The sequence below is a fragment of the Edwardsiella hoshinae NBRC 105699 = ATCC 33379 genome, from assembly GCF_000474215.1.
GTDB lineage: Bacteria > Pseudomonadota > Gammaproteobacteria > Enterobacterales > Enterobacteriaceae > Edwardsiella > Edwardsiella hoshinae.
In genome coordinates this window covers 1-13,148 of record NZ_BAUC01000015.1, presented here as the reverse complement: position 1 = coordinate 13,148, position 13,148 = coordinate 1, and the positions used below count along the sequence as shown (strand labels likewise).

Below are 13,148 nucleotides of genomic sequence, written 5' to 3'. Positions count from 1 at the left end.
TTGCAGACACATCGCCGAAAGTCCCTATGCTATACTATGTAAATCAAGTAATTATAAGGAGATCGATAATGTCCGAGCGTATGGATGCAGGCGCATCGAATGACAAGCGTCTGCCTATCCTGGTCTTTGGCGCACTGGGCATCGTCTTCGGCGACATTGGCACCAGTCCACTGTATACCCTGAAAACGGTTCTCACCTTAGCCGGTAACCCCCACTCTCCCACGTTGGTCTTGGGGCTTCTCTCATTGCTGTTCTGGACGTTGGTGATCATCACCTCCCTTAAATATGCGCTCTGCGTGATGCGTATCGATAACCATGGAGAGGGGGGGATCCTGGCGTTAATGTCATTATTGGTGCGTCACAAGCACTCACGCCCGGCCATCGTTACCGCGGCCCTGCTCGGTGCAGCGCTGATCTATGGCGACGGGGCTATCACCCCGGCCATCTCGGTACTCTCTGCGCTGGAAGGGTTGAACTTAGTGATGCCGGAACTTAGCCCTTATATTCTGCCGGCGACCGTGGTGATCCTGGTGGTACTGTTCGCCTTGCAACATTTGGGCACCGCTAAGATCAGCCGCTTGTTCGCCCCCATCATGACCCTATGGTTTCTGACCATCGCCGTGCTAGGCATCTGGGGTATCTGCCGTTATCCCGCCGTCTTGCTGGCACTGAACCCCTACTATGCGGTTCATTTTATGCTGAGCAACGGTATGTTAAGTTTCGTCGTACTCGGCGGCGTCTTCCTATGTGTCACCGGGGCAGAGGCGCTGTACGCCGACATGGGCCACTTCGGGCGCCGGCCTATTTGGTGTGCCTGGTTTGGCATCGTCTTCCCCAGCCTACTGCTAAACTACGCAGGCCAGGCGGCACTGGTGCTATCAGGGGCCGATCTCAGCCAGAATATCTTTTATCTACTCTGCCCTTCGCCGCTGGTTCTGCCCTTGGTGATCCTGGCAACCCTGGCGACCATCATTGCCAGCCAAGCGATCATCAGCGGCGCGTTTTCCATGACGCGCCAGGCCATCCAACTGGGCTGGCTGCCACGCCTGCAAATCAAGCAGACTACCGAAGAGAGTTACGGCCAGATCTACATCGGCAGCATCAACCTGATGCTGATGATCGTTACCCTGTTATTGGCCATCTTCTTCAAGACCTCGGAGAACCTGGCCTCCGCCTACGGCATCGCCGTATCACTGACCATGACCCTGACCTCGTCGCTGCTGTTCATCGCCATGCGGGAAATCTGGCATTGGTCGCTACTGCGTAGCCTGTGCGCCGCCGGCTTCTTCCTGTGTGTGGATCTGCTTTTCCTCTGCGCCAATCTGACCAAGCTACTGGATGGCGGCTATATTCCCTTGCTGCTGGCGCTGGCCATCTTCACCCTCATGTTGACCTGGCACCAAGGGAGCGCGCTCATCCGCCGCAAGACTCAGGAGCACATGATTCCGTTGCCGACCTTCCTCAACACCCTTGCTGCACAGAATATCCCGCGGGTTCCCGGCACCGCCGTGTTCTTGACTCGCTCGGCGGCCGGAGTGCCATCGGTGATGCGCTTGCATGTGCAGCGTAACGGCTCGCTGCACCGCAACGTACTGCTGCTGACCATCCAGGTCGACAACGTCCCCTATATCGCCGCACGTGAACGGGTGACGCTGACTCCGGTCACCAAGAACTTGTGGCGCGCTACCGCCCACTACGGCTTTATGGAGCACCCCAACATTCCGCAACTGTTGAGCATGTCGGACTTCGAGCCGTGCGCGATTGATAACCAGGCCATGACCTACTACATCGGCCACGAATCGCTGATGCTCAAAGAGCGCAACCGCGCCTTCCCTAACTGGCAACGTAAGATATTCCGCGTCATGATGCGCAATAGTGCCCATGTGACCGATTACTACTACCTGCCCAGCGATCAAGTGGTCGAATTGAACCGCATCGTCTCAATGTAAGCCCACCGCCACCAGGGCGCCCATCGACGCCCTGGTTCATCGGCAGCTGACCTCCTCAGCGTTGATACTCGGTATGCCAAATCTCGCGGCAATAGCCCTTGATGGTGTAATCACTCGAAAAGCCGCCCATCTGACTCATTCCCTGCAAGGTACGACGATACCATTCCCGATGCTGGCTGAAATCATGCTGAGCCTGCTGCTGAGCGCGTCGATAGTCCTCGAAGTCGACCAGATGCATATAGTAATCCGTGGCGGTCAACATCTCGTACAGAGGGCGAAAACGTGTCCGATCGGCGCACAATTCGCCGGAAATCAGCGTATCGATCGCCGCCTGTAACGCGGGCTGCTGCCGTAACACCTCATAGGGTCGATACCCCTGCGCCTTCAGTTGGGCGATCTGTGACGTATCATGGCCGAACAGGTAGAAATTCTGCGCCCCCACGGCCTCACGGATCTCAATGTTGGCGCCATCCAGCGTCCCAATCAGCAACGCGCCATTCATAGCGAACTTCATATTACTGGTGCCAGAGGCTTCGGTACCGGCCATCGAGATCTGTTCCGACAGATCACTGGCCGGGATCAACCGCTCAGCCAGCGAGACGCTGTAATCCTCCAGGAAGATCACCCGGATCACCCCGTTAACCCGCGGCAACTGACTGATGCGGCGAGCCACGCAGTTGACCAGTTGCAAGATTAACTTGGCCAAGGTATAGCGCGGCGCCGCCTTACCGGCGAAGAAGTAGATCTTCGGTGTCGCCAGCTCGGCCCCCTCCTGGATTCGCTGGTATTGATAAATAATGTGCAACACATTGAGCAACTGACGCTTATATTCATGGAAGCGCTTGGCGTGCACGTCAAACATCGCTAGCGGATCGAGTGCCAAACGGTAACGACGGTAGATAGCGTTGCTCAGCGCCAGCTTGTTATCACTCTTAATACGGCGAATACGATCCACGACCTGATCGTCCGCGCAATAGGCCGACAACGCCGCCAAGCGGCGCGGCTCATCCAGCCAACCCGGTCCGATCAGCTCGCTGAAAAGCGCCGCCAGACGCGGATTGGCCAGTTGCAACCAGCGTCGATGCGAGATGCCATTGGTCTGGTTGACAAACTTCTCCGGCGCCAGACGACTAAACTGCGGCAGCAGCAGGTCGCGTACCAACGTCGAGTGAATCGCGGAAACCCCGTTCACTCGGTGGCTGCCCAACGTCGCCAGATTGACCATGCGCAGACGCTTCTCTCCACGCTCATCGATCAACGACAGGTGCGGCAGCAAGCATGCCACCTCATCGGGGTAGCCGCGGCTGACCGCCGTCAAAAAGCGGTGGTTAATCTCATAGATCAGTTGCAAATGGCGCGGTAACAGGCGCTCCACCAACGGTAGCGACCAACACTCCAAGGCTTCCGCCATCAGGGTATGGTTGGTAAAAGAGCAGGTGTCGCAGGTCAACGACCAAGCCTCATCCCAACCGAGGCGATACTCGTCGACCAGCACACGCATCAGCTCAACCACGATCAACGCTGGATGGGTATCATTGATATGCACCGCCGCCCAGCTAGATAGCTGATGAATGTCGTCATGCTCGGCGAAAAAGTCATGCAGCAAATCGCGCACAGTGCAGGCCACCAGGAAATATTCCTGCGTGAGGCGCAACTCCTTGCCGCTGAGGATCTCATCGGAGGGGTAGAGGATCTTCGAGATATTCTCGCTACTGATCTTCTCACCGACGGCTTGCAGGTAATCCCCCTGATTAAAGATGGCGATATCGAAGGAGTCGGAGGCGGCGGCGTGATACAGACGCAGACGGTTGACGCCCTTACCCTCACCGCCACTGACATAGTAATCATTAGGGATGCCCAGCAACACCTTCCACTCTAACCACATCGGGTTGTAGTGCCCCTGGGCGTCAAAGCCGTGCTCGATGCGGCCATAGATCGGGATCAACAGGCTCTGGGTTTGATGCTGCACCATCCAAGGCGAGACCGTGGCGTGCCACTCATCCGGCTTCTCGACCTGTTGATCGTTGATGATCAACTGGCGGAATAGGCCATACTCGTACTTGATGCCATGGCCGCTGGCCGCGACGTCCAAGGTGGCCAATGAATCCATAAAGCAGGCGGCCAGCCGCCCCAACCCCCCGTTGCCCAGCGCCGCATCCGGTTCACTGTCGAACAACGCCGCCAAATCCTGTCCCTCGGCGGCCAAAGCCGCCTGCGCCGTCGCGTACAGACCGAGGTTTTGCAGATTAAAACGCAATGACTGGCCGATCAGAAACTCCATCGACAAGTAGTAGACCCGTTTCCGCTGGTGCTGGCAGTGACGTTGGTAGGTCTGGCAATAGGCGTCATACAGACGATCGCGCACCACCAGCGCCAAGGCGTTGAACCAATCGCGCGTGTTGGCCGCTGCCGCCTCGACGCCCAAACGATGGCGTAATGCATCAACCACCTGATGCCGCATCAGGCTTTCACTGCTTTCGACTACTTCAGAATAGGACATAAGCCGCCCCCGGTGATTACGGCGAGATCCGCCCTTGGCCCGGCGGCCTGATGCCGTCCCGCGACCGCTTAGACCGCGCCAAGACGAAGCGACATCAAGGTCTTCGCCTCGCCACTCCTGGCTTCGGCCGTCCGATTCACGGCTGCCGGTGCGGCAGCACGTACTTGATCAAACGCTGTTCATTACCCATCCCGCCGGGACGATAGTGATACTCATCGGTCATCTGGCGGATCAGCAACATCCCCATACCATGCTCCGGCCAACTTTGTGGATCGTCGCGTTGCGGATCGAGCGTCGCTGGTTGTAACGCCATCGGAGGGATCGGCCGACCGCGATCGCACAACACCACCTCCAGATAGCGCGGCTTACGCGCTAGGGTTACCCGCACCGGATGCGCTGCGCAGCGACCGTGACGCACGATGTTGCTAAAGGCCTCGTTAGCAGCCAATTCGAGCTGAAACAGCGCATCCGACGGCGCCCCCTGAAAGAACTCCTGTAACGCCGCCCCTAACAGAGCCAGGCTCTCTAGGTTAGTCGCCAGCGGAAAAGAGTAGCTACGCAGTTTCATCGTGCCAAACCTTAGCCGAACTGGCGCGCCAACGCCTGCTGCCGATCGGCGCCGATATGAAAGACCCGATCCATGCGCGTGATACGAAACATGCCGAGAATGTTGTCATTCAGGCCGCACAGACGCAGATCTCCGCGATTATTCAGCAGTTTTAACAGTGAGACTAACGCTCCCAGGCAGCTACTATCGATAAAATCCACCTGACTGAAATCGAGCAATAACTGGTGATGCCCCTGCTCAATCAGCGTCACCACCTCCTGGCGAAAGATCCCCGCCACCGAGGCATCTAAACGGCGAATTAAGGGAGAGACGACAGTCACACCTTCCCACTCTTCCACGGCAATATTCATACTCCCTCCTCCCACTCCTCGCCTTAATCGGCGCAACGGGTAATCATCAACAACGAAATATCATCGGCAAACGGCTGACGCGGCGTCACCGCTGCCGGGCTATGCCACTGTGCCAGCGCCTCAGCCAACCGCGCCAATGTTGCAGGCACCGACGTCGGCCGCGGTGCCTGCAACACCTGGCACAGGCGAGCCTCGCCGAATTGTTCGCCCTGCGGGCTATAACATTCGCTGATGCCGTCACTGTACAGGCAGAGGCGATCACCCGGCGCGAGGAGCAGAGCGTGATCCTCATAGGTCGCCCAGTCGAATAGGCCGATCGGTAGGCCGCCATCACCGACACGGCGCAGCCCCCCATCCGCCTGAAACCACAACGGGGTCGGATGGCCGGCCTGACACAGGCGAAGCCGCCCATCACGGGTATCCAGCACCCCATAGATCAAGGTGAAGTAGCGTACGATGCCGTCATCCTGCGGCTCCAGACAAAAACGGCGATTCAGCTCGCTTACGACCGCCTGCGGCGCTGCCGGGCTGGTATCCGGTGAACGAAATAGCAGGCTGTGGGTCAGCAACGCACTGGTAAACTCACGAGCGACCGACTGCGCCAACATGGCGGCACTGACGCCGTGACCGGCCACGTCCACGCAATAAAACCCCAGATGATGGGCATCCAACATGAAGTAATTCAACAGGTCGCCAGACACATAGGTCGATGGCAGGAACAACCAGTCGGCATGGTAACCGTTGATGGTCTGGTCATGGCTGGGCAACAGGCTACGTTGCATGGCGGCGGCGGCTTGGAGATCGGATTCAATCCGTTGGTAGGCATGCGCCAGGGTGGCGTTGCGTGCCGCCAGGGTACTCTCCAGTTGAATGATGCGCTGCGCGGCATGTAATCGACTACGCAACTGCCCCTGGTTGAGCGGCTTGGTCAAGAAATCATCGGCCCCAGCCTCCATCCCCGCCACCAGATCCTCACTCGACTGGCGGATGGTCAGCAGGATCAGGTAGACATAGTGACCATAATCTTGGGCTCGAATCGCACGGCACAAGGTGGCGCCATCCATCAGCGGCATCTCCCAATCACTGATCACGATGTGCACCTGGTGACGTGCCAGACAGGCCAAAGCCTGCTCGCCATCTTCCGCCTCGATCACTCGGTATTGCCAACGCGCCAAGATCGTCGCAAGTAGGCGACGATAGCCCGGCGAATCATCCACGATCAATACCGTGTCGGCCAACAAGGAGTTCTCTGCCACCACGCCCATCCCCCCGACCTCGCCCGTTATCAGCTCTCAGCGGATTCCCTGTAGCAAAGATAGATAACAACCCGCCAACGCACCAATTTTTGCCACGGATTTTCTCTGCGTGCGACGCCCCAGCAATGGGTTAGCCAGGATTAAAACTGAAAGCGCAGCCAGGCGAAATAGACGTTACCGTTATTGTAGGTTCCTGGAATATAGGTCATTTGCATTGTCAGCGGCCCATAACCTAGCGAGGCCATCGGCAGCACGACCGGAATGGGGATGTATTTCCAGTTATCACGCATGGTGACGCCAAGGGTATAGCCGGCCCCCCAGTGGAAATCCGAGTCGGCGATCGGCCGCCAGGTCGCCTCCCAGCCATAGCCGCCGATCGGCTCCCACTTGTTAAACGAGTCCTTAAACGCCATCAGATACAAGCCATGCCAGTTCCCCTTCTCGTCCCAGCGCGACTGGCCGAAACCGGCGCCCCATGGCCGCTCGTTGTAGCTCTCGATCTTTTCGCGGCTATAAGCAAAACGCGCATGCCAGGTAATCGCCGGCAGATAAAAGTCATGATGTTGCGGCTGCTGCCATGTCTGGACCACATTCGCACGCAGTGTCTCCACGAGGCTCGGCATTGAAGCGGATGCGCCCCAGGTAAAAAACGCGCATAGCGACGCCAGCGCGGAAATATAGTGATGCATTTTCACGGAGGTGATTTCTCGCAGGTGATTTATGGTATGCGTTACAGAGTAGTCAGCATAACGATATTAAGCTGAACAATTCACTAACGTCCTTTCGATATCCGCCAACACGACAGCATATATTTAGCCTGGACGGCTGAGCGTCCATAAGAAATAAGCATTAACGATTACGATGGCGACGCGAACAAGGGGCTAGCGTGCGTACGCGTTCGATAAAATAACCGCAAGAAAAATCACCGGAATTTTTGGCAAGTATGCCTCGCGGCAGCGGGATGAGGCGTCCGAAATTTATCGTCTTAAACCATGAACACCACAGAGCACGACGCTGGTCGCGGTCGCCGTTACTGCCCGGCGAGTTAGTGCTATGATGAATTCACCTCTGTCTGACGGGGAAAAACCGAACGTTATGTCTATTTTTCAACCCCTCGTCAGCTCCAGCAGCGTTATATTGAGGTCAGGATCATGAGCGTAGAGACACACCACAATGACGCCCCTTTCGGCACTCTGCTTGGCTATGCACCGGGCGGCGTCGCAATTTATTCTTCCGACTATAGCACGCTGGATCCTCGGGTTTACCCGGATGAAGCCTCCCTGCGCAGCTACATCGACGATGAGTACATGGGCCACAAATGGCAATGCGTCGAATTTGCCCGCCGTTTTTTGTTTATTAACTACGGCGTCGTCTTCACCGATGTCGGTATGGCCTACGAAATTTTCTCCCTGCGTTTTCTGCGCCAGGTGGTCAACGATAATCTATTACCACTGTACGCATTCGCCAACGGCTCTCCACGTCCACCAGTCGCCGGCGCCCTGCTGATCTGGCAGAAGGGCGGCGAGTTCAAGGGCACCGGTCACGTCGCCGTTATCACCCAACTGCGCGGCGACAAGGTCAGGATCGCCGAGCAGAATGTCATTCACGCGCCGCTGCCGCCGGGACAACAGTGGACGCGCGAGCTCACCCTGCAACGGGAGAATGGCCGCTACACCATCCAAGACACCTTTGACGATACCGAGATCCTCGGCTGGATGATCCACACCGAAGACGCACGCGACAGCTTAGCGCAGCCGACATTAGCGCCCCAAGCGATGGCGATCCATGCCGCTCGTCGCCCCGACCGCGCCCTCTTCGAGGGTCGCTGGCTGAACGAAGACGATCCCGTAGAGCTAAGCTATGTGCAGGCCAACCAGGGACACGTCATCAACCACGATCCCAGCCAATACTTCACCATCTCGGAAAGCGCCGAGCAGGAGTTGATCAAGGCGACCAACGAGCTACACCTGATGTACCTGCATGCGACAGACAAAGTACTGCGCGACGACAGTCTATTAGCCTTATTCGATATTCCAAAGATCCTCTGGCCGCGATTGCGCCTCTCCTGGCAACAACGGCGCCACTGCATGATCACCGGGCGCCTCGACTTCTGCATGGATGAACGCGGGCTGAAGGTCTACGAATACAACGCCGACTCTGCCTCCTGCCATACTGAAGCCGGGCTGATCCTGCAACACTGGGCCGAACGGGGTGACGGCGTCAACGGCTACAACCCAGGTGAAGATCTGCTCAATGAGTTGGCTGGCGCCTGGCGCCATAGCCACGCGCACCCCTTTGTCCACATCATGCAGGATGAGGACGAGGAAGAAAGCTACCACGCCCTGTTTATGCAGCGAGCACTGAGCCAAGCGGGCTTCGACAGCAAGATCGTCAAGGGACTGGCCCCCCTACGCTGGGATGCCACCGGCCAATTGATTGACGATGAGGGACGCCTGGTGACCTGTGTCTGGAAGACCTGGGCCTGGGAGACGGCCATCGAACAGGTACGCGAGGTCAGTGATGCCGAATATGCCGCTGTACCGATCCGTACCGGTAAGCCGGAAAAACAGGTCCGTCTGATCGACGTATTGCTACGCCCGGAAATCATGGTATTCGAGCCGCTCTGGACGGTGATCCCCGGTAACAAGGCCATCCTGCCGATCCTCTGGTCGCTGTTCCCGAATCATCGCTACCTGCTGAATACCGACTTCGTCCCCAATACGGCGTTAGCCCGTAGCGGTTATGCCGTCAAACCGATCGGCGGACGTTGCGGTAGCAACATCGATCTGGTGAGCCGCCACGAGGAGGTACTCGACACGACCAGCGGTAAATTCCACGATCAGAAAAACATTTATCAGCAACTCTGGTGTCTACCTCAAGTAGCAGATAAACATATTCAGGTTTGCACCTTTACCGTCGGTGGAAGTTACGGCGGCGCCTGCCTGCGATCCGACCGCTCCTTGGTGATCAAGAAAGAGAGTGATATCGAGCCGTTAGTGGTACTCAAGGATAGTGCGTTCTTGTGCTAAATACGGCTGACCCCGCTCGACAACGGGCGGGAAGGTTAAGGCCAAAAAATACCGGCCTACCACATGGTAGGCCGGTAACATCGGTGCGAAATATAACCAATGGCTTAATCGCTGATCAGATCCTGAACCTGATTACGGAATTCGATGACCTTTTTACCTGGCTGTTCCTTACAAATCTTCATCACTTTCGGCACCATCACCGTCTGGATCTTCTGCCAATCAACATAGTCGCCCCCCTTGTATTGGCGATCTTGATTGACGACCCATACCATCACTGGCGTCATCGCCTTCGGATTCATCTGGGTAAATTCATGGCAGGTCATGGTTTCCGGCGTCGTCACGGTAGTCATCGTCGGCTCTTGCGCACAGGCACTGCCGGCCAGCGCCAGCGTCAAAGCCAATGCGGAAGCACCGAGAAATGTTGTGTTAACTTTCATCATAAACTCCTTATGAAAATAATATCCGCGTCAGACACGCTTGATATTGACCTCCTAATCATTATCAGCTTTTCCCTGTTTGTATAATTAAATTAGCGAAAAACATCATGCAGCTATGTACATTTTTATTTACATACATTGCCCATGACCAACCGGTAATAAAAATAAGCCATTAGACCAATCACTATTTTATTTAACCTTAAATACCAATTCCCTTTTATTGTATAAAAATATTTTTCTTACTCTGTTAGACACCATAACGAAAAATCCGCCAATGCGCGCGACCGCGTCACATCAACGCGCACCGTTAGCACGCCGCTCGCCCGTGTCGTCCCTACCCTCAGCCCGGTCACGATCATACGGTTGGCGTACCTGCGGGGAATATGATGTGCAACATCGCGCCGCGCTGAGTCGCTCGCATCAAATAACCCGGCCCTATTACCCAACTTTTCCCACCGGCCAGTATGAAATGACCGGGCTATCCTCGCTGACCTTAGCAGCCCCAACAGGGGGCTCGCCTACGCCCCCCAACCAGAGCGGGCCGTGTAAGCTACACCAAGCCGAATAAATCGTCGCGCCAAACTCGTCGCACATTGATGATGAGCATAGTGACACAGTGCTCAATGGGGGCTGGCGTGTGGCCCTCTCCCTCTCCGCGCGCGCCAAGCCGCACGCGAGACCTCGGCCTGCTCAACCGCCCCCCTTGACCAACATCATCGTCGCCCTCACGCCATAGCGCGATGCTTATACGGTAGCCTCCCCAAGACATTAATTTCCTCAAAAACCATCAATCAAGAAATAGTTAATTCTTGCCAGGCATGCTTTATCGATAATAGCGATATCATCAGGATATAGTCGTAACCAGCAGACACCTAGCCATCCCCCCAACCAGTTTTCATGCTACACAACGATAGGTAATAATAAGAATATTATAATATAAAAGCATTTTCTTATTTAAGGAGCATCACGCCACTCATATCATAAAAAATGAATTAAAGGAATATCATAAAATATCATTGTAAGCCTTACCCCATAAAAAAGAGATAGACGCAGCATGAGCCAGAAAAATAGGCAGGTAAGGTTTATCCTGTTATTCATTATCTTTTTTATCGTATTGATCGCTGTCGGCAATATCATTGTCAAACGACGCATCTCACCGCAGCTTGTCGAAACTGAAGTCAGGAACATCAAGCTTACCGCTGAGGCACAAAGCATCATCAAAGCACAGATAACGCGGGAACCAGCACAACAACGCGCCATCAGCGAATCAGTCAGATCTCTCCCCCAATGAGCAACTCGACAACCCATTAGCGATGCCAATTAATCAATATGGCGACGGGATCTAGCCATTGCCGGGGAGGCGCGATCCCGCCAAGGAGCCATTGAGTACCGTCTATGCGCGAGATCCGCAGGAGGCACTCCAACTCAATAGCGTATGGAGCTCACCCGATACCCAGCCATATTGGCGGCAGCGTTGGTATCTGGCGGGATTCAATACCACGCCCGGCGCATGTGCCTAGGCCAACGCCAACCAGGATACGGCAGTTCACAACCCAGAACCTACTGCGCCATGGCGATAAGCCGAAACGGCCAACCTTGGGGCGTCGCAACCATCGATGTGACGCTGGAAGTCCTTAACTGACAGCCACAACAGATGGGCCGAACGCTCGGCAGCACGGTTCTGCTCATCGAGGGGGAGATAGCGCACCAGATGCTGATCACAGTGCGTAGGTTAACTTATACGATCTCTCGCTCCCGGTATCCCCCATTGTAGGCCCTACGCCAACAAGAGACGCAGGGCGAGTGGCGGCATCGACCTCGCCTCATGTACCGAGGAGCTATCCGCCGCCATTGGCGAAGCCGCCACCTCGCTGGAGGCGCAGAGCGTACAGTTGGCACAAGCCGTCCGTAGCTTCAAGCACTAAGCCCACACTCCCCCTCTTGCCGCGATAGCGCAGCGGTAAGGTGGGGATATGCGCTATCAACATCACCGCTCTTGGCTGTAGAAAACCCCAGATACCACAACGGAATCACGATAATCGCATAACGGTGCCAGCGGAATAGCGCACGCTAGTCACCCCCGCGTTAAGCGCCCCGACATAAGGCAGACATACGGCTTCCCAAAGCGATATTACTCACAACGCCCGGTGATCATGATGACGGTTTGCTTTACCACGGAATAACCGACGTTGCCGGGCCGAAAGACGCACCCCGGCTATTCAGCAAAATTCACGGGCTTCTCCGCGAGCAGAAGCAGGATACTTTCCTCCTCCGGCAACAATAAAATTTTGCCCAATAAATTACAGAGCATTTTCCTACTACTGAACAAAATTTTATTTCTTACTTTATTTTTTACCTCCCCCTCATAACAACCCCCCCCGTGAGTTATAGTTACCGAACACAATGATCGAATAGAAAAATCCTATCCACATCAACAAGATAGAATAAGAAATATCTTATTAATCCCCAAAATTACATTTACTTACACTTATTTCCCATTGATTTAATTAAGATTTTCCTAATAGCATTAGAGCCTACCCTTTCTCAAATTTAAGAATTTTATTCTTTATGAGGAATCATTAAAGCTCGGAAACGGTGTTTTATACTTATTTATTCCTATTCCATTATCTATTTTTCTAATTACTGGCCATTGCGTGTTTTTTTGATCTTCATTTTATTCAATTGCTCAGCAATTCCACAATGCGTCAAAATAATAAATAGACAATACGATTAATTATTTTATGTGTCAGGTAATTAGTGACATAAATCTTCATCGTTCTCTTTATTGCTAGTTCCTAAAGTTAATCACATTGTTGGAAAGTATTAAGTTGAAACTAATTTAGGATAGACATGACAATGATGGAAAAAAAATACATAGCCTATGCTATCAGTTCTATATTACTACTCGGTACCTCTCTATCCGCATCTGCATCTGTATGTAAACGGCTTGATGCTCATTGCATAATAGGATTCTTACCCGTCAATCATAATGAGTTAAATAAAACACACCAAACCATCAATAACGCTATCGCCGCTGGTGACCAAGCTACCCTGACACA

General features: G+C 54.6%; 11 protein-coding genes. 4 read left to right on the top strand and 7 right to left on the bottom strand.

Annotated elements, in window-relative coordinates; genetic code table 11:
• Positions 1 to 68 precede the first annotated feature (68 nt).
• Positions 69 to 1,949, top strand: a complete 1,881-nt coding sequence (locus EHO01S_RS06200; protein ID WP_024523140.1) for a potassium transporter Kup — start codon at positions 69 to 71, stop codon at positions 1,947 to 1,949.
• A 55-nt stretch (positions 1,950 to 2,004) separates the two neighbouring features.
• On the opposite strand, the gene EHO01S_RS06195 is transcribed toward EHO01S_RS06200, so the two are convergent.
• The 5 genes from EHO01S_RS06195 to pagP form a co-directional block, all read right to left on the bottom strand.
• Positions 2,005 to 4,449, bottom strand: a complete 2,445-nt coding sequence (locus EHO01S_RS06195; protein WP_024523139.1) for a glycogen/starch/alpha-glucan phosphorylase — start codon at positions 4,447 to 4,449, stop codon at positions 2,005 to 2,007.
• 136 nt (positions 4,450 to 4,585) lie between these two features.
• Entirely contained in the window at positions 4,586 to 5,017 is a 432-nt protein-coding gene (locus EHO01S_RS06190) for an ATP-binding protein (protein ID WP_024523138.1), read from the bottom strand.
• 11 nt (positions 5,018 to 5,028) lie between these two features.
• On the bottom strand, positions 5,029 to 5,367 hold the full coding sequence (locus EHO01S_RS06185) for an STAS domain-containing protein (protein ID WP_024523137.1): 339 nt from the start codon (positions 5,365 to 5,367) through the stop codon (positions 5,029 to 5,031).
• Between the two features lie 23 nt (positions 5,368 to 5,390).
• Positions 5,391 to 6,632, bottom strand: coding sequence for a PP2C family protein-serine/threonine phosphatase (locus EHO01S_RS17480; RefSeq protein WP_051355201.1), 1,242 nt, complete (start codon positions 6,630 to 6,632; stop codon positions 5,391 to 5,393).
• A gap of 131 nt (positions 6,633 to 6,763) precedes the next feature.
• The gene (pagP, locus tag EHO01S_RS06175) at positions 6,764 to 7,312 is read right to left on the bottom strand and encodes a lipid IV(A) palmitoyltransferase PagP (RefSeq protein ID WP_115314473.1); all 549 of its coding nucleotides are present in this window, start codon (positions 7,310 to 7,312) and stop codon (positions 6,764 to 6,766) included.
• 462 nt (positions 7,313 to 7,774) lie between these two features.
• Between pagP and gss the strand changes: the two genes are divergently transcribed.
• Entirely contained in the window at positions 7,775 to 9,652 is a 1,878-nt protein-coding gene (gss, locus tag EHO01S_RS06170; RefSeq protein ID WP_024523135.1) for a bifunctional glutathionylspermidine amidase/synthase, read from the top strand.
• A 104-nt stretch (positions 9,653 to 9,756) separates the two neighbouring features.
• Here the strand turns inward: gss and EHO01S_RS06165 are convergent, their stop codons facing one another.
• Positions 9,757 to 10,089: an HdeA/HdeB family chaperone gene (locus tag EHO01S_RS06165; RefSeq protein WP_024523134.1), complete on the bottom strand. Its 333-nt coding sequence runs from the start codon at positions 10,087 to 10,089 to the stop codon at positions 9,757 to 9,759.
• A gap of 1,054 nt (positions 10,090 to 11,143) precedes the next feature.
• Here EHO01S_RS06165 and EHO01S_RS17940 point away from each other — a divergent pair.
• A complete protein-coding gene (locus EHO01S_RS17940; RefSeq protein WP_024523133.1) occupies positions 11,144 to 11,380 on the top strand; it encodes a hypothetical protein in 237 nt (78 codons plus the stop codon).
• Between the two features lie 547 nt (positions 11,381 to 11,927).
• On the opposite strand, the gene EHO01S_RS18835 is transcribed toward EHO01S_RS17940, so the two are convergent.
• The gene (locus EHO01S_RS18835; protein ID WP_155964354.1) at positions 11,928 to 12,077 is read right to left on the bottom strand and encodes a hypothetical protein; all 150 of its coding nucleotides are present in this window, start codon (positions 12,075 to 12,077) and stop codon (positions 11,928 to 11,930) included.
• Between the two features lie 862 nt (positions 12,078 to 12,939).
• On the opposite strand from EHO01S_RS18835, the gene EHO01S_RS19195 reads away from it, so the two are divergent.
• The coding region (locus EHO01S_RS19195; protein ID WP_217994560.1) for a hypothetical protein at positions 12,940 to 13,148 on the top strand (209 nt) is incomplete at its 3' end.